This window comes from Streptomyces sp. NPDC002004, from assembly GCF_053593975.1.
The window spans coordinates 345,907-368,923 of record NZ_JBSFDP010000001.1; the positions used below are offsets into that span (position 1 = coordinate 345,907).

The window sequence follows — 23,017 nt, forward strand, 5'->3', positions numbered from 1 at the left end:
TCGTCACACCCTCTCCGCCGGCGCGGGGGCGTCGGCGTAATGGTCGATCTTCCGGTCGAGTACGGCCAGGGTGTCCTGGAGTTCCGCGATCCGGGACAGCACGTCCCGGCGGGTGGCCTCCAGCAGCTCCCGGCGCTCGGGGAAGGTGGTCTCGCCCGCGCGCACCAGCTCGGCGTAGCGCACCATGTCGGCGACGGGCATGCCGGTGAGCCGGAGCTTGCCGACGAGGCCGAGCCAGTCGAGGTCGCGGTTGGTGTACCGGCGCTGCCCGGTGTGCGAGCGGTCGACGTGCGGCATCAGCCCGATGCGCTCGTACCAGCGCAGGGTGTGCGCGGTCAGTCCGGTGAGGTCGGCCACCTCGCTGATCGTGTAGCGGTCCTCCCCCTCGGGGCGTGGGTGCGCAGGACTCGGCGCGGCGCAGACGTCGGGCGTGTTCCGCTGGGTGCGGCCCGCCCTCCCGGTGCCTGCGGATCGGTCCGGCGCGATCGCCGTGGTGGTCTCCATCACCGTCATGACCACCACGCTATGACCCTGGAGTGCACTCCAAGCAAGCGGTTCCGGCGGGAAATCCGCACGACGCTCGCCCGCACCCTTGACTACGGTGCCTGGCATGTCGGAGCCACGCCACTGCCCGGTACGCCGCGCCACCCCCGAGGATGCCCCCGAGGTCCTGCGGCTGCGCCAAGTCATGATCGATTCGGTGTTCTCCACGGAGAGTTCGACCTCCTGGCACGCCGATTCCCTGCCGGTCCTGCGCCGGAGGCTGGCGGAGGGCGCCGCCGCGGACACGCTCGCCGCGTTCGTGGTGGACCATCCGGAGCGGCCGGGACGCCTGGCGGCACTCGTGGTGGGCACGCTGGAGTACCGCATCGGCCGGGCGGGCAACCCGCACGGTGTGAACGGCCATGTGTTCAGCGTGGCCACCGACCCCGACATGCGGCGCCGGGGGTATGCGCGGGCGTGCATGGAGGTGCTGCTGGACTGGTTCCGGGAGCGCGGCGCGGGCTCCGTCGACCTCAACGCCTCCATCGAGGGGGAGGCGCTCTACGCGTCGCTCGGGTTCGTGCGCAAGCCCGACCCCGCCATGCGGCTCACCTTCTGAGGCACCGGCCGCCGGTGCGACCCCTCGGTGCGGCCCGCGTCGCGCGGACCGTACGCTCGGTTGCATGCACAGCTTGCAGAGTCTGGCCCTGATCGACAGCTGGCCGGTGCCGAACGCGGCCGCCGCCGTGGTGCGCGCGGACGGCACGGTCGCCGGGGCGCACGGGGCGGTCGGCCACCGTTTCCCGCTGGCCTCGGTCACCAAGCCGCTCGCGGCGTACGCGGCGCTGGTCGCCTACGAGGAGGGCGCGGTCGATCTGGACGAGCCGGCCGGGCCCGAGGGGGCGACCGTGCGGCATCTGCTGGCGCACACCAGCGGGCTCGCGTTCGACGAGCACCGGGTGATGTCGGCGCCGGGGACGCGGCGGCTGTACTCGAACGCCGGGTTCGAGGTACTGGGCGATCACATCGCCAAGGCGACGGACATCCCGTTCGCCGAGTATCTGCGGCAGGCCGTGCTGGAGCCGCTCGGGATGGCGGACACGGCCCTGGAGGGCGACCTCTCGCCCGCCAGGGACGGGGTGTCCACGGTGGACGACCTGGTGCGGTTCGCCGCGGAGGTGCAGGCGCCGCGGCTGCTCGACCCGCGGACCGTCGCCGAGGCGATGAGCGTGCAGTATCCGGGCACGAAGGGCGTGTTGCCGGGGTACGGGCACCAGAACCCGAACGACTGGGGGCTGGGCTTCGAGATCCGGGGCACCAAGTCGCCGCACTGGACGGGCAGTTCGTCCTCGCCGCGGACCTTCGGGCACTTCGGGCAGTCGGGCACGTTCCTCTGGGTGGACCCGGATGCGGAGGCGGCGTGCGTCGCCCTGACGGACCGGGCGTTCGGCCCCTGGGCGGTCGAGGTGTGGCCCGCCTTCACGGATGCGGTGCTCGCCGAGCTCTGACCGGTGCGCATCGGGCCGCACGGCCGCGGTGCGGCGCGGCCCGGGGCCGGTGGGCGGTCCCTCGGTCCGGGGTGCCGCGGCGCCCGGCCCGTTCCGCCCGTGCCGGATCACGTGCCCGTGGCTATGCCGTCCCGGCCATCTCCCACAGCAGGAGTTCCGCCCCGGTGACGGCAAGGGCTTCCAGGCTCCGCGCGTCCGTGATGCGGGCCGCGTCGCCCGGCCCCAGCTCCGTGCCGTCGAGCCGCACCTCGCCGCGCACCACGTGGACGTAGACGAAGGGCGCGTCGGGGACCGCGGTGCGCTCGCCCGGGCCCAGTCGGCGCACATGGAGCATCGCGCCCGCCCCGGGGAGGGCGTACGGCGTGGAGTCGGCGATGCCGCGGACGGTCTCGTAGACGGGGTCGCCGCCCGGCTCCAGCGGGGCGAGCCACATCTGGACGAAGACCAGGGGCTCGGGGCCGTCGTTGCGTTCGACGTGCCGGACGCCGCCGCCCGCGCTCAGGCGCTGGACGTCGCCGGGGCGGACGAGGGTGGCGTTGCCACGCGAGTCGCGGTGCGTGAGCTCGCCCCGGACCACCCAGGTCACGATCTCCGTGTGGCTGTGCGGGTGCTCGTCGAAGCCGGCGCCGGGCGCGAGCCGCTCCTCGTTGCAGGCGATGACCGCACCGAAGCGCAGATTGTCCGGGTCGTAGTGCGGCCCGAAGGAGAAGGCGTGCCGGGACTCGATCCCGGCCGAGGGGTCCCCGCCGCGGTAGCGCTCGGCGTCACGCCGTACATCCATCACGGGCCCCACGGTAGTCCCGCCGTCCCCGTTCCCGGTGCCCCCGGGACCCGGCCGCGGCCCGTTCCCGGGGCGCGGCCGGCCCCGCGCAGCGGCGCCCCGGGCGGACGCTCGCGGGTCACCCGCACCCCGCTCCGCACCCCTCCCGAGACCCGCCGCCCCACACACCCGTCCCGATAAGGCACTCTTGTCCCCGTGCCCGAACCAGAGAAGACCGAGCCCGCAGTGCACCAGGTCCATGCGCATGCCGCGACGCTGAAACGACTGGAGAAGTCGTCCGGCAGCCTCGCCGCGCAGGCGATCGCGCGCATGGACGAGACATTGCCGTGGTACCGGGCGATGCCTCCGGAGAACCGTTCCTGGATCGGTCTGGTCGCGCAGGCCGGTATCGCCGCCTTCACGGAGTGGTTCCGGCACCCGGACGCACCGCAGGCGATCTCCACCGACGTCTTCGGCACCGCGCCGCGCGAGCTGACCAGGGCGATCACGCTGCGCCAGACCGTCGAGATGGTGCGCACGACGATCGAGGTCATGGAGAGCGCGATCGACGAGGTCGCGGCTCCCGGTGACGAGTCCGTGCTGCGCGAGGCGCTGCTCGTGTACGCCCGGGAGATCGCCTTCGCGACCGCCCAGGTGTACGCGCAGGCCGCCGAGGCCCGCGGCGCCTGGGACGCGCGACTGGAGTCCCTGGTGGTCAATGCGGTGCTGTCCGGGGAGGCCGACGAGGGCGCCGTCTCGCGGGCCGCCGCGCTCGGCTGGAACTCCCCCGACCATGTGTGCGTGGTGCTGGGCACGGCGCCCGACGGCGACAGCGAGCTGACCGTGGAGGCGATCCGGCGGGCCGCCCGGCACGCCAAGGTCCAGGTGCTCACGGGTGTGCTCGGCGACCGGCTCGTGGTGATCGCGGGCGGCAATCCGAACCCGCTGGCGGTCGCGAAGTCCCTGATCGGACCGTATGCCGCCGGGCCCGTGGTGGCCGGCCCGATCGTCCCCGACCTGCTGGCCGCGACCCGCTCCGCGCAGGCCGCGGCCGCCGGACTCAAGGCCTGCTCGGCGTGGCAGGACGCGCCGCGGCCCGTTCTGGCGGACGATCTGCTGCCGGAGCGTGCGATCGCCGGAGACCCCTCCGCGCGGGAACAGCTGGTGGAGGAGATCTACAGACCACTGGAGGAGGCGGGCTCCGCTCTCCTGGAGACGCTGAGCGTCTACCTGGAGCAGGCCAGCAGTCTCGAAGGAGCCGCCAGGATGCTTTTTGTCCATCCCAACACCGTCCGCTACCGGCTTCGACGTGTGACGGACGTCACCGGCTGGTCACCCTCCGACGTCCGCTCCGCCTTCACGCTGCGGATCGCACTGATCCTCGGGCGCCTGGCCGACGGCGAGGCCCAGCTCTAAGTGTTTGTCGGGGACCTACAATTCCCCCTGCGGTTCTTCGTCCCTGTCCCCACGGGCGGCGTCAGCCGTCCCCAAGAGAGAGTGTGAGAGTGCTCGTACTCGTCGCTCCCGGCCAAGGCGCCCAGACGCCCGGCTTCCTGACCCCCTGGCTCGAACTGCCCGGCGCCGCCGACCGCCTCGCCGCATGGTCGGACGCCATCGGACTCGACCTCGCCCACTACGGCACGCAGGCCGACGCGGACGAGATCCGCGACACCGCCGTGGCGCAGCCGCTGCTCGTGGCCGCCGGCCTCCTGTCCGCCGCCGCCCTGGACGCACGGCCGGACGCCGTCGCGGGCCACAGCGTCGGCGAGATCACCGCCGCCGTCTTCGCGGGTGTCCTCGACGACGCCGCCGCGCTCCGGCTGGTACGCAAGCGCGGCCTGGCGATGGCCGAGGCCGCCTCCGTCACCGAGACCGGCATGTCCGCCCTGCTCGGCGGCGAACCGGAGACCGTGGTCCCGCACCTGGAGAAGCTCGGCCTGACGCCGGCGAACGTGAACGGCGCGGGCCAGATCGTGGCCGCCGGCACCGCCGAGCAGCTCGCCGCGCTGAACGACGACAAGCCCGAGGGCGTACGCCGCGTCGTGCCGCTGAAGGTCGCGGGCGCGTTCCACACGCACCACATGGCCCCGGCCGTGGAGAAGCTCGCCGTTGCCGCCGGTGACCTGACGCCCGCCGACCCGGCCGTCGTCTACGTCTCCAACAAGGACGGCAGCACCGTCGCCACGGGCGCCGAGGTCCTGCAGCGTCTGGTCGGCCAGGTCGCCAACCCGGTCCGCTGGGACCTGTGCATGGAGACGTTCAAGGAGCTGGGCGCGACGGCTCTCATCGAGGTGTGCCCGGGCGGCACCCTGACCGGTCTGGCCAAGCGGGCGCTGCCTGGTGTGCAGACCCTGGCGCTGAAGACCCCCGACGACCTCGACGCGGCTCGCGCGCTCATCGACGAGCACGCGTCGGCCACGGTCTGACAAGGAGTTCCGAGCAGTATGTCGAAGATCAAGCCCAGCAAGGGCGCTCCGTACGCGCGGATCCTCGGCGTCGGCGGCTACCGGCCCTCGCGGGTCGTCCCGAACGAGGTCATCCTCGAGACGATCGACTCGTCCGACGAATGGATCCGCTCCCGCTCCGGGATCGCGACGCGTCACTGGGCGAACGACCAGGAGACCGTGGCGGCGATGTCGCTGGAGGCCTCCGGCAAGGCGATCGCCGACGCGGGCATCACGCCGGAGCAGATCGGTGCCGTGGTCGTGTCGACGGTCTCGCACTTCAAGCAGACCCCGGCCGTCGCCACGGAGATCGCGGACAAGCTCGGGACGGACAAGGCGGCCGCCTTCGACATCTCGGCCGGCTGCGCGGGCTTCGGCTACGGTCTGACGCTCGCCAAGGGCATGGTCGTGGAGGGCTCCGCCCGGTACGTCCTCGTCATCGGCGTGGAGCGGCTGAGCGACCTGACCGACCTGGAGGACCGCGCGACGGCGTTCCTGTTCGGTGACGGTGCCGGCGCGGTCGTCGTCGGCCCCGCCGACGAGCCCATGATCGGCCCCACCGTGTGGGGTTCGGAGGGCGACAAGTCCGAGACCATCAAGCAGACCGTGCCGTGGACGGACTACCGCGACGGCGAGGTCGAGAAGTTCCCTGCGATCACGCAGGAGGGCCAGGCGGTGTTCCGCTGGGCCGTGTTCGAGATGGCGAAGGTTGCCCAGCAGGCGCTGGACGCGGCCGGAATCAGCGCGAACGACCTGGATGTCTTCATCCCGCACCAGGCCAACATGCGGATCATCGACTCGATGGTGAAGACCCTCAAGCTGCCGGCGCACGTCACGGTCGCCCGTGACGTCGAGACCACCGGCAACACCTCGGCCGCCTCGATTCCGCTCGCGATGGAGCGGCTTCTGGCGACCGGCGAGGCGAAGAGCGGTGACACCGCGCTCGTCATCGGCTTCGGGGCGGGTCTCGTGTACGCCGCCACGGTCGTTACCCTCCCTTAGGCAGCAGTCGGGATCTTCCGGCAGCAAACGCCACACCCTCTGGATACATACCGAAGGAGCGCCAACATGGCCGCCACTCAGGAAGAGATCGTCGCCGGTCTCGCCGAGATCGTGAACGAGATCGCCGGCATCCCGGTCGAGGACGTCCAGCTGGACAAGTCCTTCACCGACGACCTGGACGTCGACTCGCTGTCCATGGTCGAGGTCGTCGTCGCCGCTGAAGAGCGCTTCGACGTCAAGATCCCGGACGACGACGTCAAGAACCTCAAGACCGTCGGCGACGCGACCGACTACATCCTCAAGCACCAGGCCTGATTCCAGGCCGAAAGGCTTGTGCCAGCCGCCACCCGGCGGTGGCGCCGCTGAATCCCTCGTAACCGTGGAGAAATTTCCTGTGAGCTCGACCAATCGCACCGTGGTCGTCACCGGTATCGGCGCAACCACACCGCTGGGTGGCGACGTTGCTTCCACCTGGGAAGGACTGCTCGCCGGCCGTTCCGGCGTGGGCCTTCTCGAAGAGGACTGGGCCGCTGATCTGCCCGTCCGAATCGCCGCTCGCGCCGCCGTGGACCCGGGCGAGGTCATCGCCCGTCCGCAGGCCCGCCGTCTGGACCGCTCGGCGCAGTTCGCGCTGATCGCCGCCCAGGAGGCGTGGCAGGACGCCGGTTTCACCGGCAAGGCGGGCGAGGACCCGGCCGTGGACCCGGACCGGCTCGGCGCGGTGATCGCGTCCGGCATCGGCGGGGTGACCACCCTGCTCGATCAGTACGACGTGCTGAAGGAGAAGGGCGTACGCCGGGTCTCCCCGCACACCGTGCCGATGCTGATGCCGAACGGCCCGTCGGCCAACGTGGGCCTCGCTGTGGGCGCCCGCGCCGGTGTGCACACCCCGGTCTCCGCCTGCGCCTCGGGCGCCGAGGCCATCGGCTACGCCATCGAGATGATCCGCAGCGGCCGTGCCGACGTCGTCGTCGCGGGCGGTACGGAGGCGGCGATCCATCCGCTGCCCATCGCCGCGTTCGGCAACATGATGGCGATGTCCAAGAACAACGAGGACCCGCAGGGTGCCTCCCGCCCCTACGACGTGGAGCGCAACGGCTTCGTCCTCGGTGAGGGCGCCGGCGTGATCGTCCTGGAGTCGGAGGAGCACGCGAAGGCCCGCGGCGCGAAGATCTACGTCGAGGCCGTCGGCCAGGGCATCTCCGCGGACAGCCACGACATCGTGCAGCCGGAGCCCGCGGGCAACGGCATCTCGCACGCCCTGCAGAACCTGCTCGACAACACCGATCTGAAGCCCGCCGAGATCGTGCACGTCAACGCGCACGCCACCTCGACGCCGGCCGGTGACATCGCGGAGCTGAAGGCCCTGCGCAAGGTGTTCGGCGACGACGCGGACCACATGGTGGTGTCCGCCACCAAGTCGATGACGGGTCACCTGCTCGGCGGCGCCGGCGGTGTGGAGACCGTGGCGTCGATCCTGGCGCTGACGAACCGGATCGCCCCGCCGACGATCAACATCAAGGACCTCGACCCCGAGGCCTGCGTGGAGATCGTCCGCGACGAGCCGAAGAAGCTTCCCGAGGGCACGATCGCCGCGCTGAACGACTCGTTCGGCTTCGGCGGCCACAACGTCGTGCTGGCGTTCCGGACCGTCTGACAGGCCGTCACACAGCCACGAAAGGGGCTCCCACCGTCCGGTGGGGGCCCCTTCGGCGTACTCGGCACCGCCCGCAGGCCCGGCCTGGCGCCGTACGTACCGGCGCGCCGCCGCGCGCCCGGGCTCCGTCCTCGCTGCTCCCCTAGACGACCTGGTGGAGCCAGCGCACCGGTGCGCCCTCCCCCGCGTACCGGAACGGCTCCAGCTCGTCGTCCCAGGGCTTGCCCAGGAGTTTGCACAGCTCCGCCTCCAGATCGCTCTCACCGCGCTGGGAGCGGGCGAGGGCGGCGCGCAGCCGGTCCTCGGGGATCAGGATGTCGCCGTGGATGCCGGTGACGGCGTGGAAGATGCCCAGGTCGGGCGTGGCGCTGTAGCGCTCGCCCTCAGCGGTGGTGCTGGGCTCCGCGGTGACCTCGAAGCGCAGCAGGTGCCAGCCGCGTAGCGCGGAGGCCAGTTGGGAGGCAGTGCCGGCCCTGCCCTGCCAGGAGAATTCGGATCTCCAGGTGCCCGAGGCGGCGGGCTGCCGGATCCAGTCGAGGCTGACGCGCGTACCGAGCACGCCTGCGACCGCCCATTCGACGTGCGGGCACAGCGCGCGCGGCGCGGAGTGCACGTACAGAACTCCACGTGTCGTCACCGGGACCTCCAGTGTGGGACGAGGTTCGCCTTCCCCTGCGGCCTCGCGCCCGTGCCGAGCATTTTATACAAATAGGACAGATGTGACGTGATGTAATTTAGCGGAACCGGTACAGCGGGGTTGTCACTCGAGGCCGAGGCTACCGTGCGGCGGCGCAAGGAGTGTGACGTACCGTCGGTCCGGAGGTGCGGAAACACCGAGCTTTCACTCGCGGGGATGCGTGTGGACGACGCGAGCGAGGACAGAGGGGAACCAGGGGATGCGGAAACGAAGCCTCCGCTCACGCGGCGTGGTCGCCGTCGTGTCGGCGGCGCTGCTCGGCGTCACCGGTCTCACGGGCTGTGACACGGAATCCGACAACTCCCGCAGCACGCAGAGCAGCTCGGCACACGGCAAGCAGAAGCCGCGGCGGGCCCCGGTGTGGAATCGCAGCCCCTCGTCGATCGCCGCCGTGGGCGACTCCATCACCCGCGGCTTCGACGCCTGCACGGTGCTGTCCGACTGCCCGGAGGTGTCGTGGGCGACCGGCAGCGACGACCGGGTGCGCAGCCTGGCCGTCCGGCTGCTCGGGAAGCAGGGTGCGGCCGAGCACAGTTGGAACCACGCGGTGACGGGCGCGCGCATGGCGGACCTGCCCGCCCAGATGGCGCAGGCCGCGGGCCACCGCCCGCAGCTGGTCACGGTGATGGTCGGCGCGAACGACGCGTGTCGCTCGTCGGCGCGGGCGATGACGTCGGTGGACGCGTTCCGCTCGGAGTTCGAGGACGCGCTGCACACACTGCGCCGCCGGCTGCCGAAGTCCCAGGTGTACGTCGCGAGCGTGCCGGACCTGCTGCGGCTCTGGTCGCAGGGGCGCACCAACCCGCTCGGCCGGCAGGTGTGGAAGCTGGGCATCTGCCCGTCGATGCTGCAGGACGCGGACGCGGTGGACCCGGCGGCGAACGCCCGCCGCTCCAAGGTGCGCGACCGTGTGGTCGCGTACAACAAGGTGCTGCGGGACGTGTGCGCGAAGGACGCGCGCTGCCGGTACGACGAGGGGGCGGTGTTCGACTACCGCTTCGACGGGGAGCAGTTGAGCCAGTGGGACTGGTTCCACCCGAGCAGGGACGGGCAGTCGCGGCTCGCCGAGATCGCCTACCGGGAGGTCACCGCCCGGAAGCCGGAGACCCTCTGAGCGCCGGACGCTCCGGCGCCCCTTCCTCGCGTATCGTCGGCAGCATGATCGGCGAACTCTTCGGCAGGCTCCCCGACCTCACCCGCGTCCACCGCTGGACCCTCGAGCGCGGCGGCGTGCGGGTGCGGGTGCTCACGTACGGCGGGATCGTCCAGTCGGTCGAGGTGCCGGACCGGGACGGGCGTCCTGCGGGGATCGCGCTGGGGTTCGACGAACTGGACGGCTATGTCGAGCACCCGGCGGAGTACTTCGGTGCGCTGGTGGGCCGGTATGCGAACCGGATCGCCGGCGGCCGCTTCCCGCTCGACGCCCATGTCCTTCATCTGGTGCAGAACAGCGGTCCGAACAGCCTGCACGGCGGCGAGTACGGCTTCGACCGCCGGGTGTGGGACGCGGAGCACGTTCCCCACGGGGTGCGGCTGTCGCGGGTGAGCCCGCACGGCGAGGAGGGCTTCCCCGGGCGCCTCGAGGTCTCGGTGACGTACACGCTGGACGAGGACGGATCGCTGCGCATCGCCTACGAGGCGGCCACCGACGCGCCGACCGTGGTGAACCTGACGAACCACACCTACTGGAACCTGGGCGGAGCCGGCTCACGCGGAGCGGGCGGGCAGGAGCTGCGGATCGCGGCGTCCCGGACGACCCCGGTGGACGCCGATCTGATCCCCACCGGAGAGTTCGCGCCCGTGGACGGGACCCGCTTCGACTTCCGGCGGGCCCGGACGGTGGGCACCGGATACGACCACAACTTCGTGCTCGACAAGGGTGTGACGCCCACACCGGAGCCGGTCGCCGAGCTCCACGACCCGGGCAGCGGCCGGGTGCTCACCGTCGCGACGACCGAGCCGGGCCTCCAGGTGTACACCGCGGACCACTTCGCCGGCGACCCCTACCGTCCCGGCGACGGTGTCGCGCTGGAGACCCAGCACTTCCCCGACTCCCCCAACCGCCCGGAGTTCCCGAGCACGGAACTGCGGCCGGGTGAGACGTACCGGTCGGAGACGGTGTACGGCTTCGCCGTCCGCGGCTGAGGCCGGCCCCGGCGGCCGTGCACCCGGGGGTGTCCGGCGCCCGGGGGTGTCCGGCGCCCCGGGGCGGGTCAGCCGCTCTCGCCGCGCATCCTCTGGGTGGCCTTGCCGAGCGCCGCGACGGCACCCAGGCAGATCAGCGTCACCGCGGCGCCGGCGATCGCGCCCGTCGCGTCGGACGACTTGATGCCGTTCCAGGTCACCGTGGCGGCGAGCAGGAGGATGATCGAGTACAGGCTCCGGCCGACGCGCGCGCCCGCCGGAATCACCTGGAGCAGCTGCGGGATGGTGGTCGCCGCGGCGATGCCCATGCCGAAGGGGATGAACGCGCCGAGCATCAGCGCCCCGAAGCCGAACGAATTGCCGTACGCACCCCAGTCCGCGCCCTTGACCAGCAGATAGCCCGCGGCGGCCAGGGAGATGACGACCAGCAGGCCGTTGATGTACGCGGCCTGGGTGGCGGCCTTGCGGGCGCCGGGCAGATGCGCGGCCGGGGAGCGCCAGGCGTCCGGGGTGATCAGGCGCAGCTGCCGCTTGAGGGCGTTCGACTTCACGAGGAAGAGGACGCCGACCGCGAGGCCGACCAGGCCCAGGAGCGCGGCGGCGAAGCCGATCGGGTTGCTGGTGATGCCGAAGTGGACGCCGCCGAAGGTGAGGGGGATGCCCAGCACGAAGCCGAACGCGAACCCCTTCGTCTTCTCCTGGATCTGGAGCACGAGCGCGCGCTGCTCGGGGGTCAGATTCGGGTCGAGCCGCATCCGGCCCTCGCCGAGGTTCTGGTCACCGGGGGCGTGGGGCTGCGGATGTCCCGGCTGCGGCTGCTGGGGCTGCGGATACCCCTGCTGCGGCTGCGGGTAGCCCTGCTGCTGCGGGTGGGGCTGCTGCCCGTACGGGCCCTGCTGCTGCGGATAGGGCTGCTGCCCGTACGGGTCCTGCTGCTGCGGATAGGGCTGCTGCCCCTGGTACGGCCCCTGCGGGTACGGGCCCTGAGGACCCTGTGGGTACGAGCCCTGCGCCCCTTGCGGGTACGGCCCCTGCGGATAGGGTCCCTGCGGCCCCGGCTGACCTTGCTGCTGGCCCGGATACATGTACTCTCCCCCGAACTGCTGTTGTCGGCCCGCGAGTCTGCCACACCGCACCGACACCGCACGAACCCCGGTCCCGCTGTCATGTCCCGGACCGGAAAGGGCTCTTGTCGCTCCGTGAGCCGCGCCCGGCGCCGCTACCCCTGCGTCGCACCGATGTGGGCCACCACCTCGGAGATGTCCTCGTGGGCGAGGCCCGGATCGGTGGCGGCCGCGGCGTAGTGGGCACGCATGGCTTCCAGCACCGGCAGGCTCGCGGTGGACGTGGCCAGGTGCATGTCCTTGACCGCGAGGGCCGTGGCGAAGTGGAGGTCCCGCGCGAAGGCACGGTGGACGGCGCCGCCGAGCGGCCCGTTCGCCAGCGTCTCGCGGGCCACGTTCTCTTCGATCCCGAGGCGGTCGGCGAGCGTCATCGCCTCGGCGACCAGGGTGACCCCGCCCAGGATGGCGGTGTTGACGACGAGTTTGAGCGCCGCTCCCGAGCCGAGGGGCCCGGTGCGCGTGACGGTGCCGAAGCGCGACAGCACCTCCTCGACGCCGTCGGCGTCACCGCCCGCGAGGATCCTGAGCTCCCCGGCCTCCGCCCGGTCGGTGCTGCCCACCACGGGCGCGTCGACGAGGTGCGCGTCGTGCCCCAGCCGTGCCGCCAACGCCTCCACGGCGTCGGGCCCGATCGTGGACATCTCCACCCAGTACGCCCCGGGGCGGAGCTCGGGAACGATGGTGTCGGCGATGTGGGCGACCGCCGCGGGGTCGGCGAGCATCGTGATGACGACATCCGCCCCGCGCACCGCCTCGGCCGGGTCGGCCGCCGCCGTGGCGCCCTCGGCGGCCAGCGGCTCGGCCTTGGCCGGCGTCCGGTTCCAGACCGTCAGCGGATGTCCGGCGCGCAGCAGTTGACGGGCCATCGGGGCGCCCATGTGTCCGAGACCGAGGAATGCGATCTTCTGCATACACCGACGCTAGGTGCGGGCCCGGAACCCCGCAAGCACGCGCGCCATGCGCCGTAGCGGACGTCACTCCCGCCCCGCGATACTGCGGCCACCGCGCTCCTGCCCCACGCGTGGTCATGCAGCCGCACCGGCGACGGAAGGACCCAGGTGATCCCTCAGGCCCCGATACGCACCCGGAACACGACGCCCCGCGCTCGTCTCGCCGTCCTCGGCGCGGCGCTGCTGCTCGGGTTCGCGAGCGTCCCCGCCCGCGCCGGTTCCGCCGCGGCGGAACCGGCGCCGCCGCCCACGGCGGAGGAGCAGCGCCTCGACCGGGCGGCGCCCCAGGAGATCCTGCGCCGCAGCGGGTTCGACTCCGTGGCACCGCAGTTCGCGCGGGCGCTGGGCCGGGCCGGGTCGTACGAGGACGCGGCCCGCATCGTCGTACGGGAGGGGGACCGGCTCTGGCGGCGGGCGGTGGACCGGGCGCAGGGGCGGGGGCCCGCGGGATGCGGCGGATGCGCGGCACTGCCCCGCGAGGGCGGGGACGGGGACGGCCTCAGCCGGGACGACGACCGGCCGCTGTACTGGGCACGGCTGGGCATGACGCGGGAACTGCGGCGGTGGGAGCCGCGGTTCGGCCTCGGCGAGGATGCCCGGGCCCGGCTGTCGCGGGCGCTGGAGCGGGCGTCGCGGGGGCAGGACGCGGTCCGCTATCCGAAGGACCGCGGGGTGAAGCGCATCCTGGTGACCGGGTTCGACCCGTTCACGCTGGACCGGGACGTGCGGATCAGCAATCCGTCGGGCGCGGCGGCGCTCGCGCTGGACGGAACGGTCATCGATACGGCGGACGGGCCGGCCCGGGTGGAGGCCGTCGTCTTCCCGGTGCGCTGGCAGGACTTCGCTGGGGGCACGGTCGAGGAGGCGCTGCGCCCGCACCTGCCGCACGTCGACCTGTTCACCACGGTCAGCCAGGGCCGGGTCGGACGCTTCGACATCGAGCGGACCAACGGCGCCTGGCGGGGCGGCTTCCCCGACAACGACAACGTCTCGCGCCTGGAGACCGTCCCGGTCGCCGACCCGGCGTCACAGCCGCAGTGGACGACGACGACCCTGCCGTACCAGCGGATCGTGGCGGCGCGGACGGGGCGCTTTCCCGTGTACGACCACACGGACGTGACGGAGATCCCGGCGGGCGGCACCGAACCGGTGGACCGGCCCGACGGCCCCACCCAGGGGTCCACGGCCCGGGCGGGCGGCGGCGGGGACTACCTCTCCAACGAGATCGCCTACCGGGCGACCCTGCTGCGGGACCGGCTCGGGCTGCACGACCGGCTGCCGGGCGGGCATGTGCACACCCCGGTGCTCCAGTTCGGCGCGGGCAACACGGACCCGGCGACCGGGTCGGTCACGGACCCCGAGTTCGTGCGCAACCGGCTGGACATCATCGCCCAGGTGCGGAGCATTCTCCAGGTGGCGGCGGCCCCGGACGTCAGCCCGCGTACGGAGTAGCCGGGGCGGCCGCTCCGCCGGCCGCAGCACCGTAGGCGGCTACGCCGTCCCCGGTGTCGTCGGTGTCGTCCGTGTCCTCCCTGGTGTCCTCGCCGAGCAGGTCCCGGGCGAGGAAGGTGGCGCCGGCGACCGCACCGGGCATCAGGAAGACGGCGACGAACGGGACCAGGAAGGCGACCGCGAGCGGGGTGCCGAAGCCCCAGACCAGGGTCCTGCGGGAGCGCAGCAGCGCAAGGCGTTCCCGCAGTTCGACCCCGCGGCGCTGGAGGGCCACGGCGGTGAGCTCCTCGGTGAGGAAGAAGCCGGTGACGAAGAAGCCGAGCACCGGGACGACCGTCTGGCCGAGGAAGGGGACGAAGCCGAGCGCGAAGAGGAGCACGCCCCAGAGCGCCGCGCGGACGACGATACGGAGGCTGTCCCGGGCCGAGATCCACAGCTCGCGCCAGAGCGGCAGGGCGGACTCGGGGGCGGTGCCGTCCGGGGAGGCCGAGCGGTCGGCCCGCTCCGACAGCGACTCGTAGAAGGGCTGGCCGATCAGCAGTGTGACCGCGGTGAACGTGACCACGGCGAGAAGGAGGGCGAGCGCGAACAGGACCACCGTGAGGAAGCCGCGGAACAGGCCGAGCCACGGGTCCTGCCAGTCGTCGGCGAAGGGCGTGGCCCAGCCGACGACGTCGCTGCCGTGGAGGGCCAGGGCGACGAGCGCGGCGACGTACAGCACGAGGGTGATCAGACCGGGCAGCAGCCCGAGGCCGAACGTCCTTCCGTTGCCGGCCGCCCATCGTTGTCCTCTGGCCAGATAGCGGAGGCCCACCCCTAGATCACGCATGCGCGCACTGTATCGGGGCCGGTGGACGGGCACGGCCCGGCCCCCGTGGGGAGCCGGGCCGTCCGCCGCTCAGACCAGCGCCAGCGTGACCTCGATGTTGCCCCGTGTGGCCTTGGAGTAGGGGCACACCTGGTGGGCCTTCTCCAGGAGGGCCTGCGCGGTGCCGGCGTCGACGTTCGGGATGTTCGCCCTGATCGCGGCGGTGATGCCGAACCCCTCGTCGTTCTTGCCGATGCCGACCTCGACGGTGACGGTCGAGCCGGAGACGTCGGCGTTCTCCTGACGGGCGACGACGGCGAGTGCGCCCTGGAAGCAGGCGCTGTAGCCGGCCGCGAAGAGCTGCTCGGGGTTGGTACCGGCGCCGCTGCCGCCCATCTCCTTGGGCGGATTGACGACGACGTCGAGCCTGCCGTCGTCGGTGGCGACGCGGCCGTCGCGGCCGTTCTCGGCGGTGGCGACGGCGGTGTACAGGACGTCGGACTGCTGGATGGCCATACTGCGCATTCCTCCTGTGGTGCGCCGCGACTCGCACCCACGGTCGCGGCGGTTCGGAAAGAGATTACCGGATGGTGGAATGGCGCAGCAGGGCCGTCGGAGCCGGGCGCCGGGGCGCACCGGTTCCCGCCGCTCAGGCCTCCAGCTTCACGACCATCTTTCCGGTGTTGTCGCCGCGCAGCACACCGAGGAACGCCTCGAGGTTGTTCTCGATGCCCTCGACGACCGTCTCGCGGTACTTCAGCCTGCCGGAGCCGATCATCCCGCCGACCTCCCGGACGAACTCCGGCTGGAGGTCGTAGTGGTCGCCGACGAGGAGGCCCTCGATACGGCCGCGGGTCTGGATCAGACGGACCAGGTTGCGCGGGCCGGGGGCGGCCTCGGTGTTGTTGTAGATCGAGATCATGCCGCAGATCGCGATACGGCCGCCCTGCCTGAGGGAGTCGATGGCGGCTTCGAGGTGCTCGCCTCCGACGTTGTCGAAGTAGACGTCGATGCCCTCGGGGGCGGCGGCGCGCAGCTGCTCGGCCACGGGGCCGTTCTTGTAGTTGAAGGCGGCGTCGAAGCCGTACTCCTCCGTGAGCAGCTTGACCTTCTCGTCCGAGCCCGCGGAGCCGATGACCCGCGCGGCGCCCTTGAGCTTGGCGATCTGGCCGACCTGGCTGCCGACCGCACCCGCGGCGCCGGAGACGAAGACCGTGTCGCCCTCCTTGAAGGAGGCGGTGCGCAGCAGGCCCGCGTAGGCCGTGAGGCCGGTCATGCCGAGGACGCCGAGGTAGGTGCTCAGCGGGGCCAGCTCGGGGTCGACCTTGACCGCGGTCTTCGCGTCCACGACCGCGTACTCGCGCCAGCCGAGGAAGTGCAGCACGTGGTCGCCGGCCTGGAAGCCCTCGGCCTCCGACGCGATCACCCGGCCGACGGCACCGCCCTGCATCGGCTGGTCCAGCTCGTAGGGAGCGACGTACGACTTCGCCGCACTCATCCGGCCGCGCATGTACGGGTCCACGGAGAGGTACTCGTTGCGTACGAGGATCTGCCCGGGGCCGGGCTTCGGGATCTCCACCTCGCGCAGGGCGAAGTTCTCGGGCTGGGGCCAGCCGTGCGGGCGGGAGAGGAGGTGCCACTCACGGCCGGTGGCGGGAATCTGGGGGGTGACGGACATGGGAGCCCTCCTGCGGCTTGCTGTTCGTGCAATTACTTCATGACCTGAAACAACCATGGACCCCAATAGTTAATGATGTCAAGTAACTGGGTATCCTGAGAGCATGGCCACCACCCGGATGCCCCGTACCGACCCGCTGACCCTCGAGGTCGTCGAGCTCATCGGCGACGTCGTGGCGCGCTATCACGAGGAGTACGAGCAGGCGGCGGCCGAGCACGCGCTGACCGGCGTCCAGGCGCGGGTCCTGGGCCTGCTGGCGCTGGAGCCGACGCCGATGCGGCACATCGCGCGGAAGCTGAAGTGTGAACCGTCGAACATCACGGGGATCGTCGACCGGCTGGAGGCCCGTGGTCTCGTCGAGCGGCGCCCCGGCGCGGCCGACCGCCGGGTGAAGCTGGCGGCCGCCACCGCCGAGGGCAGACGGATCGCGGGCAGTCTGAGCGAGTCGCTGGACTTCGCGCGCGAGCCGCTCGCCGGGCTGTCCCGGGACGAGCAGCTCGTCCTGCGCGATCTGCTGCGACGGATGCTCGGGGACGGGGCCCCTCAGGACTGAGCGGCTCGGGGACGGGGCCCTCTCGGACTGAGCGGCTCGGGGACGGGGCCCTCTCGGACTGAGCGGCTCGGGGAAAGGCCCCCTCGGACCGAGCGGCTCGGAGAAAGGCCCCCCTCAGGACCGAGCGGCTCCGGAAAGCACTCCCGCTCCCGGCGCACCGGGCGCGCCGGACCCCGGCGTCAGGTGCACCACCACAGGAAACGGTTGCAGGTCTTCGTCGGGGCGGGCGTCGGCGTGGGATCCGCCGTGGACGGCCGGGGCGCGGGCGGCGGAGTGCGGGGCCCAGCGGTGTTCGAGGGCGCGGGCGCCGCGGTGGGCCCCGTGGTTGCAGGCTGCCCGGAGGACGCCGGGCTCGCCTTCTCCTCGTCCTTCTTCTCGGGTTTCCCGGACTTCGACGCCGAGGGGGACGGGGAGGCGGACGCGTGCGGGTCGGCGGAGGCGGAGGGCCTGGTGGCGTCGCTCACCGTCACCGCGCTCGCCCCCGGCGTCGGGGTGGCGTCGTCTCCGGAGGTGTCCGCCGAGTCGGGCGCCGCGTTGCTGTTGGGCAGCTGCCAGGGCGCGTCCGTGCCGAGTTCGACGTAGCTCAGGGTGCCGGCGGCGAGGACGGCGCCCGCCGTGACGAGCAGCACCCGGCGCCGTTTGCGGCGGTGGGCCCGTCGGTTGGTGCGCGCCCGCCGGTCCGCGCGACGGCCGCCCGCGCGCGGGCGCGGACCGGCGCCGCCGCCGTCGTCGCCCTCGTCGAACTCGTCCGCGTCCTCGAACTCGTCCGCGTCGGCGGAGTCTTCGTACCCGTCGGCGTCGTCGTAGCCGTCGGTGTCGTCGTAGCCGTCGGCGTCGTCGTACCCGTCGGTGTCGACGATGCCGTCCTCGTAGCCCGCGGACTCACCGAACGCGTCCGGCTCCCCGGGCGCGCCCGCCTCCGGGTGCTGCTGCTCCGACCGTCGGGGCTCCGCGTAGGCCCCGCCGACCTGTCCGGACCCCGCGTACGGGCCGGCTCCTTGATGGACGACGGCGTATGCGGGGTGACCGGGCCCCGGGTACCCGACGTGCTGCCCGTACCCGCCGGACGCCGTGTGCTGTTGGGCAGGGCTCCCGCCCGGCTGTCCGGCGGCCGCCGCTCCCGCGCCCGCCACCGTGCCCGTGTGCGCGGCGGACGGCACGACGGGCGTTCCGCACCCCGGGCAGGCAAGGGCGCCGTTGAGGTGCCTGCGGCACGGGTGGCAGTAGTCCATGACGCAGGAAGGCTAGGCCGGACGCCGGTAACGGAGAAAGCCACGCCTGTGAAGGTTGTGTGCGGAAGCTGCCGTTCCGGGCGCGCCGCGCACGACACGTGTGCGCACCATCGCTCACCGCTGTGCCACCCGCGAGCTCGCGCCGCCGGACCCGGCAGGCGGCAGCCCCGACTGCACGCCGGCACCGGTTCGTCGGCCGTCGGCACCGTCCCGGGCACGCGTCGGACACCCCGGACGGACGCAGTCACCGCCCCGTGGCGGTGGCACCCGGGCGCGTGCAATCGCCGCCCCGCGTACGGCTCGGGCACCCCACTCGGCCGTCGCACCGCCCGAGTGCGCATCGGCCACCCCGTGCGAGCGTCACCGCCGTCCGCGGTACCCGCCCAGCTCGCCCCGCAGCCGCCTGGCCCGCAGGACCAGCTCCAGTTCGAAGCGGCGGTCGGGGTCGTCGATCTCGTCGCCCCACAACTCGCGGATCTGGCGCAGCCGGTAGCGGACGGTCTGCGGGTGGACGCCGAGGCGGGCCGCCACCTCGGGGGCGCCGCCACGGGTCTCCAGCCAGGCGAGCAGGGTCTCGGCGAGACGGCGGCCGTGCGTGGGGCCGCAGTGGCCGAGCGGTGCGAGGCAGCGGCGCGCGAGGTCGTCGACCAGTTCCTCGGGCTGCAGCAGGACCAGTGCCTCGGTGTGTTCGGTGCAGTGCAGCACCTCGCCGGCGGGCAGCAGCCCGCGCTCCATGAGGCCTACGGCGGCATCGGCCCAGCGCAGCGACTTCGCCGCGTCGGCCAGCGGCACCGGCGGCCCGATCGCGCCGGACCAGCCGGTCATGGCGCGGCGCAGCAGTTCGGGACGGCCCGCCGCGTCGGGGTCGGGCACCACCATGCGGGGCTGTTCGGTGTCCATGTCGAGCAGCACGTCCGGTCCGACGGCGGGTGCGACGGCTTCGCGGGCCGGGCGCAGCAGGACACCCACGGCGACCGTGCCGGGCAGCGGCCAGCCGACGCGGGCGGCGCGTTCGGCGAGCGCGTCCGCGACCCCCTGCCGGCCGGGCCGCTCGGGGGCGGCCGCACGGGGGCGGTGCTCGGCGAGCAGCAGCTCCATGAGGCCGCGTTGCAGCCGCAGCCGCTCGCCGGCCTGCCGTGCTGCGGCCTCGGCATAGCCGCGCACGGTCTGGTCGACGAGGCCGTCGAGGTATTCGTAACCGGCGTCGACGAGTTCGTACATGGCCGGCGGCGGAATCCGGACGTGCTGGCCGATCTCGGCGAAGCGGCGCCAGGCGAGGCGCACCCCGAGCCGGTACATGGCCTGGAGCGAGTCGAGGCTGCGGCCGTAGAGGTTCTCGCCGCGGCCGAACTCCTGGAAGACCTCGGGGTGGACCCGCGGGCGGCCCTCGGCGGTCTCCAGGTTCTGCAGGAACACCTCGATGGCGCGACGGATGCCGACCAGGGCGATGGGCTCGCCCGATTCGTCCAGGACGAGGGGTAAGCGGGGATGCTCGCGGCGGATCTCGGCGAGTATCCGCTCGGCGAGCGCGGGTGCGTCCGCGAGGGCGAGCGAGGTGAACCTGCGGACCTGGGCACGGGGCACGTCGTGCCAGGCGGAGCGGTTCGTGGGCGGGGATCCGGTGGCCACGGTCATCGCTGTCCGGCCGGGGCCCCGTAGTGGATGAGCGGGGTGTTCGGCTGTTCCGGTGCGGCGCCGACGACCGCGGCGATACCGAACGCGGCGCCGACGGCGAGGGCCGCGGCGGCGGCAACGGTCAGTGCGGCGACGAGCAGTCTGGACATCGCAGGGCAGCCTCTCTGTAGGAGGTCGTCCCCCACCCCTGGGGCCCCGGGCCCTCGGCATCGCTCGAGCGCGGGGACCCCCGCGGACCCGTGGTCAGCAGGTGCCGTGGTCGCGTCCCGTACCGGCCCCGTCCGGCACCTGCCCAGTTTCGACAACGCATTGACACTCCGTCAAGGGTGCGCCTACGGTCCCGGCCCGTACCGCACGCGCACGGTTCCCGCCGGTTCCCACCACCGGTCCCCCACGGGTCGACAGGCCTCGAAACCCCAGGAGTGCCCGCATGCGACGTACCGCCCACCCCTCTTCGGGACCCCGGCCCTCGCGGCCGCAGCTGCCGCCCTCGCTCCCGTTCGTCCTGCTCGGTCTGGGAGTGTTCCTGCTGGTGCTGTCCCCGCTGCTCGCCCGGTACGTCGAGCCGCGTGCCGCGCGCACACCGGTCGGCGTGGACACCACCGCCGTGTTCACCGGCACCGGAAGCTACTTCGACACCCGGAGCGTCAGCACGCTGCACCACCGGCGGATCACCGTCACCCAGCAGGTGCGGGGCGACGTCGCCGACGGCGTGCGCAGCGGGCACGCCGTCTGGGACGTGTCGACGTCCGTGACCACCGACGGGACGAAGGCGACCGCCGATCCGCACACCGCGCTCCAGTGGACGCTGGAACGCTGGGTCACCGACCGGAGCACCAACGCGCCGGTGCACTGCTGTGCCGAGCACCCGTACTTCGAGGGCGAGGCCTATCTGAAGTTCCCGTTCGACCTGCGCAAACGCGCCTACCGCTGGTGGGACGACACACTCGGCGCGACGGTCGAGCTGACCTACCGGGGCACCCGACGGGTCCAGGGCTACGAGGGCTACCGGTTCACCGGGACCGTCGCCCCGACGAGGACGGGCACGCGGCTGGTGCCGGGGCGGCTCGTCGGCGAGCCGGAGCGGAGCCAGGTGCTCGCCGAGGAGTGGTACGCCAACCACGGCATCGACCTGGTCGCCGACCAGCGCACCGGGCGGATCATCTACGCGGCGATCGGCCCCCGCAAGACGCTGCGCGCACCCGGGACGCACAAGAACGCGGTGGTGCTGCTCGACAGCAGGCGCATCGCGTTCACCACGGCCACGCAGAAGCAGCAGGTGGGTCTCGCCCGCACGGACAGCGGACGGCTGCGACTGCTGGGGCGGACGCTGCCGGTGGGGGCGGGAGCCGCCGGCCTGGTGCTGGCGACGGCGGGTGCCGTGCTTGTCGTACGACGCCGCCCGCATCCCGGTGTGTCCCCGACATCCCTGTAATTCCCCACGACATGACGAGACGTCAGGTCAAGAAAGCCCGGAAATTGTCACGCCGGTGAGTAGCCGCATCGAACACCGCGGCGAAAACTATCCACCCACCCGAACACAGACCGCCCACATCCCCCGCACAGTCCCGCACACCCCGGCACCGCCCGCGCGCATCCCCGAACCGTCCCCGCACGCCCCGCCGACCCCCACACGCCACGGAGCCAGGCGCCTTTCACACCGCCCCCCACGGTTCCGCCCCCGACGAGTTGGAGCACCCATGCCCCAGCACGTGCCTGCACCGCTGCGCACCGCTCGCCCACCGGCGACGCAGCACCCCCCGGCGCTCCCCCCGCATCCGCGCCGGATCGTCTTCCTCGCCCACCGCGATCTCGGCCATCCGGCCGCTGGAGGCTCCGAGATCCTGATCGACCGGCTCGCGGACGGGCTGACCCGGCTCGGGCACCAGGTCACGCTGCTGTGCGGCGGGACCGCGTCGTACCGCGGCTACCGGGTCGTGTCGGCGGGCGGGGACCTCGCCCACTACCTGCGCGCCCCCTCCGCGTTCGCCCGCCAGGTCGGGGACTGCGATCTGCTGGTCGAGGTGTGCGACGGCATGCCCTATCTGGCGCCGCTGTGGCACCGCGGACCGACGGTCTGCCTGGTCAACCATGTGCACACGGACCTGTGGGGCATGCGGCTGCGCGGGCCGCTGGCACCCGCGGCACGGCTCGGCCGGCGGCTGGAGCACTGGGCACTGTCGGGTGCCCCGCAGCGCGGCAATCTGCTGGTGGCCGTCTCCCCGTCGACGGCCCACGCGCTGCAGGCGATCGGCGTGGAACGCGAACGCATCCGGGTCGTGCACAACGGCGTCGAGGAGCCGGGGCCGCCCGCCCCGGCCTCCCCCGAGCCGCTGTTCCTCGCGATGGGCCGGCTCGTCGAGTACAAACGGATCGACCTGCTGTTACGGCTGTGGGAGCGGGTCAGGCCGGTGACGGGCGGCCGGCTGGTGATCGTGGGCGACGGGCCGGAGCGCGAGCGGCTGCGCCGACTCGCCGGGCCTGACGTGGAGTTCACCGGGCATGTGCCCGAGGCCGAGAAGCACCGTCTGCTCAGCTCGGCCTGGCTGCTGCTGCACCCCTCGGCCGTCGAGGGCTGGGGGCTGGTCATCACCGAGGCGGCGGCCCGCGGCACCCCCGCGATCGGCTTCGACGTCCCCGGGGTGCGCGACTCCGTCCACGACGGTGTGACCGGGCTGCTCGCCCACGGCGAGTCCTCCTTCGCCGCCGCCTGGTGCACCCTCGCCCTCAGCACGGAGCGCCGCGCCCGGATGGCCGGGGCCGCCGCCGAACACGCCGTGCGCTACCGCTGGCCGGCCACCGTCCAGCGCTTCCGCGACGTCGCGGCGGAGGCGGTGGCCGCCCATGCGGCGGACACCGGGACGGCAGCCGCCCTGCCCCGGAGGTGAG

Annotated in this window: 24 protein-coding genes; 13 read left to right on the top strand and 11 right to left on the bottom strand. The window is 72.8% G+C overall.

Translation table 11 applies throughout. The features are described 5' to 3' along the window. Nucleotides 1–3: 3 nt before the first annotated feature. Nucleotides 4–513, bottom strand: coding sequence for a MerR family transcriptional regulator (locus ACWCP6_RS01500; protein WP_450930272.1), 510 nt, complete (start codon nucleotides 511–513; stop codon nucleotides 4–6). Nucleotides 514–610: 97 nt separating this feature from the next. On the opposite strand from ACWCP6_RS01500, the gene ACWCP6_RS01505 reads away from it, so the two are divergent. After that, a complete protein-coding gene (locus ACWCP6_RS01505; protein ID WP_450930273.1) occupies nucleotides 611–1,102 on the top strand; it encodes a GNAT family N-acetyltransferase in 492 nt (163 codons plus the stop codon). A gap of 64 nt (nucleotides 1,103–1,166) precedes the next feature. Next, nucleotides 1,167–1,991, top strand: a complete 825-nt coding sequence (locus ACWCP6_RS01510) for a serine hydrolase domain-containing protein (RefSeq protein ID WP_450930274.1) — start codon at nucleotides 1,167–1,169, stop codon at nucleotides 1,989–1,991. Nucleotides 1,992–2,112: 121 nt separating this feature from the next. On the opposite strand, the gene ACWCP6_RS01515 is transcribed toward ACWCP6_RS01510, so the two are convergent. Further along, a complete protein-coding gene (locus tag ACWCP6_RS01515; protein ID WP_450930542.1) occupies nucleotides 2,113–2,772 on the bottom strand; it encodes a pirin family protein in 660 nt (219 codons plus the stop codon). Between the two features lie 195 nt (nucleotides 2,773–2,967). Between ACWCP6_RS01515 and ACWCP6_RS01520 the strand changes: the two genes are divergently transcribed. From ACWCP6_RS01520 to ACWCP6_RS01540, 5 genes are all read left to right on the top strand, one after another. Continuing rightward, nucleotides 2,968–4,167, top strand: coding sequence for a PucR family transcriptional regulator (locus tag ACWCP6_RS01520; RefSeq protein WP_450930275.1), 1,200 nt, complete (start codon nucleotides 2,968–2,970; stop codon nucleotides 4,165–4,167). Between the two features lie 89 nt (nucleotides 4,168–4,256). Beyond that, nucleotides 4,257–5,177, top strand: a complete 921-nt coding sequence (locus ACWCP6_RS01525; protein ID WP_450930543.1) for an ACP S-malonyltransferase — start codon at nucleotides 4,257–4,259, stop codon at nucleotides 5,175–5,177. An 18-nt stretch (nucleotides 5,178–5,195) separates the two neighbouring features. Continuing rightward, nucleotides 5,196–6,197, top strand: coding sequence for a beta-ketoacyl-ACP synthase 3 (locus ACWCP6_RS01530; RefSeq protein WP_450930276.1), 1,002 nt, complete (start codon nucleotides 5,196–5,198; stop codon nucleotides 6,195–6,197). Nucleotides 6,198–6,263: 66 nt separating this feature from the next. Next, nucleotides 6,264–6,512, top strand: coding sequence for an acyl carrier protein (locus ACWCP6_RS01535; RefSeq protein ID WP_004931691.1), 249 nt, complete (start codon nucleotides 6,264–6,266; stop codon nucleotides 6,510–6,512). Nucleotides 6,513–6,591: 79 nt separating this feature from the next. Beyond that, nucleotides 6,592–7,854 (top strand): beta-ketoacyl-[acyl-carrier-protein] synthase family protein, encoded by a 1,263-nt coding sequence (locus ACWCP6_RS01540; protein WP_450930277.1) that lies wholly within the window; start codon nucleotides 6,592–6,594, stop codon nucleotides 7,852–7,854. A gap of 142 nt (nucleotides 7,855–7,996) precedes the next feature. On the opposite strand, the gene ACWCP6_RS01545 is transcribed toward ACWCP6_RS01540, so the two are convergent. Further along, nucleotides 7,997–8,491 carry a DUF3145 domain-containing protein gene (locus tag ACWCP6_RS01545; protein WP_450930278.1) on the bottom strand — a complete coding sequence of 165 codons (495 nt, stop codon included), beginning with the start codon at nucleotides 8,489–8,491 and terminating at the stop codon, nucleotides 7,997–7,999. 259 nt (nucleotides 8,492–8,750) lie between these two features. Here ACWCP6_RS01545 and ACWCP6_RS01550 point away from each other — a divergent pair, with 259 nt between their 5' ends. Together ACWCP6_RS01550 and ACWCP6_RS01555 are read left to right on the top strand one after the other, a co-directional pair. Beyond that, on the top strand, nucleotides 8,751–9,665 hold the full coding sequence (locus ACWCP6_RS01550; RefSeq protein WP_450930279.1) for an SGNH/GDSL hydrolase family protein: 915 nt from the start codon (nucleotides 8,751–8,753) through the stop codon (nucleotides 9,663–9,665). Between the two features lie 47 nt (nucleotides 9,666–9,712). Next, nucleotides 9,713–10,696, top strand: a complete 984-nt coding sequence (locus ACWCP6_RS01555; protein WP_450930544.1) for an aldose epimerase family protein — start codon at nucleotides 9,713–9,715, stop codon at nucleotides 10,694–10,696. Nucleotides 10,697–10,764: 68 nt separating this feature from the next. Here ACWCP6_RS01555 and ACWCP6_RS01560 read toward each other — a convergent pair whose 3' ends face one another. Together ACWCP6_RS01560 and ACWCP6_RS01565 are read right to left on the bottom strand one after the other, a co-directional pair. Beyond that, entirely contained in the window at nucleotides 10,765–11,781 is a 1,017-nt protein-coding gene (locus ACWCP6_RS01560; protein WP_450930280.1) for a hypothetical protein, read from the bottom strand. A gap of 134 nt (nucleotides 11,782–11,915) precedes the next feature. Continuing rightward, nucleotides 11,916–12,731, bottom strand: coding sequence for an NAD(P)-dependent oxidoreductase (locus tag ACWCP6_RS01565; RefSeq protein ID WP_450930281.1), 816 nt, complete (start codon nucleotides 12,729–12,731; stop codon nucleotides 11,916–11,918). A 147-nt stretch (nucleotides 12,732–12,878) separates the two neighbouring features. Between ACWCP6_RS01565 and ACWCP6_RS01570 the strand changes: the two genes are divergently transcribed. Continuing rightward, nucleotides 12,879–14,222 carry a pyroglutamyl-peptidase I family protein gene (locus ACWCP6_RS01570; RefSeq protein ID WP_450930282.1) on the top strand — a complete coding sequence of 448 codons (1,344 nt, stop codon included), beginning with the start codon at nucleotides 12,879–12,881 and terminating at the stop codon, nucleotides 14,220–14,222. On the opposite strand, the gene ACWCP6_RS01575 is transcribed toward ACWCP6_RS01570, so the two are convergent. From ACWCP6_RS01575 to ACWCP6_RS01585, 3 genes are all read right to left on the bottom strand, one after another. After that, nucleotides 14,203–15,051 carry an EI24 domain-containing protein gene (locus ACWCP6_RS01575; protein WP_450930283.1) on the bottom strand — a complete coding sequence of 283 codons (849 nt, stop codon included), beginning with the start codon at nucleotides 15,049–15,051 and terminating at the stop codon, nucleotides 14,203–14,205. The genes ACWCP6_RS01570 and ACWCP6_RS01575 overlap by 20 nt on opposite strands. Before the next feature lie 69 nt (nucleotides 15,052–15,120). Next, nucleotides 15,121–15,546, bottom strand: a complete 426-nt coding sequence (locus tag ACWCP6_RS01580) for an organic hydroperoxide resistance protein (protein ID WP_450930284.1) — start codon at nucleotides 15,544–15,546, stop codon at nucleotides 15,121–15,123. A 133-nt stretch (nucleotides 15,547–15,679) separates the two neighbouring features. Continuing rightward, on the bottom strand, nucleotides 15,680–16,708 hold the full coding sequence (locus ACWCP6_RS01585) for an NADP-dependent oxidoreductase (RefSeq protein ID WP_450930285.1): 1,029 nt from the start codon (nucleotides 16,706–16,708) through the stop codon (nucleotides 15,680–15,682). Between the two features lie 103 nt (nucleotides 16,709–16,811). Between ACWCP6_RS01585 and ACWCP6_RS01590 the strand changes: the two genes are divergently transcribed. Next, complete coding sequence (locus ACWCP6_RS01590; RefSeq protein ID WP_450930286.1) at nucleotides 16,812–17,261, top strand: MarR family winged helix-turn-helix transcriptional regulator; 450 nt, start codon at nucleotides 16,812–16,814, stop codon at nucleotides 17,259–17,261. A 179-nt stretch (nucleotides 17,262–17,440) separates the two neighbouring features. On the opposite strand, the gene ACWCP6_RS01595 is transcribed toward ACWCP6_RS01590, so the two are convergent. The 3 genes from ACWCP6_RS01595 to ACWCP6_RS01605 form a co-directional block, all read right to left on the bottom strand. Continuing rightward, nucleotides 17,441–18,493: an SCO2400 family protein gene (locus tag ACWCP6_RS01595; protein ID WP_450930287.1), complete on the bottom strand. Its 1,053-nt coding sequence runs from the start codon at nucleotides 18,491–18,493 to the stop codon at nucleotides 17,441–17,443. A gap of 360 nt (nucleotides 18,494–18,853) precedes the next feature. Continuing rightward, nucleotides 18,854–20,128 carry a PucR family transcriptional regulator gene (locus ACWCP6_RS01600; RefSeq protein WP_450930288.1) on the bottom strand — a complete coding sequence of 425 codons (1,275 nt, stop codon included), beginning with the start codon at nucleotides 20,126–20,128 and terminating at the stop codon, nucleotides 18,854–18,856. Beyond that, on the bottom strand, nucleotides 20,125–20,277 hold the full coding sequence (locus ACWCP6_RS01605) for a hypothetical protein (protein ID WP_450930289.1): 153 nt from the start codon (nucleotides 20,275–20,277) through the stop codon (nucleotides 20,125–20,127). Before ACWCP6_RS01605 ends, ACWCP6_RS01600 begins: the two co-directional genes overlap by 4 nt. A gap of 281 nt (nucleotides 20,278–20,558) precedes the next feature. Between ACWCP6_RS01605 and ACWCP6_RS01610 the strand changes: the two genes are divergently transcribed. Continuing rightward, nucleotides 20,559–21,563: a DUF3068 domain-containing protein gene (locus tag ACWCP6_RS01610; RefSeq protein WP_450930290.1), complete on the top strand. Its 1,005-nt coding sequence runs from the start codon at nucleotides 20,559–20,561 to the stop codon at nucleotides 21,561–21,563. A gap of 265 nt (nucleotides 21,564–21,828) precedes the next feature. Further along, nucleotides 21,829–23,016, top strand: a complete 1,188-nt coding sequence (locus ACWCP6_RS01615) for a glycosyltransferase family 4 protein (protein ID WP_450930291.1) — start codon at nucleotides 21,829–21,831, stop codon at nucleotides 23,014–23,016. Nucleotide 23,017: the final 1 nt, after the last annotated feature.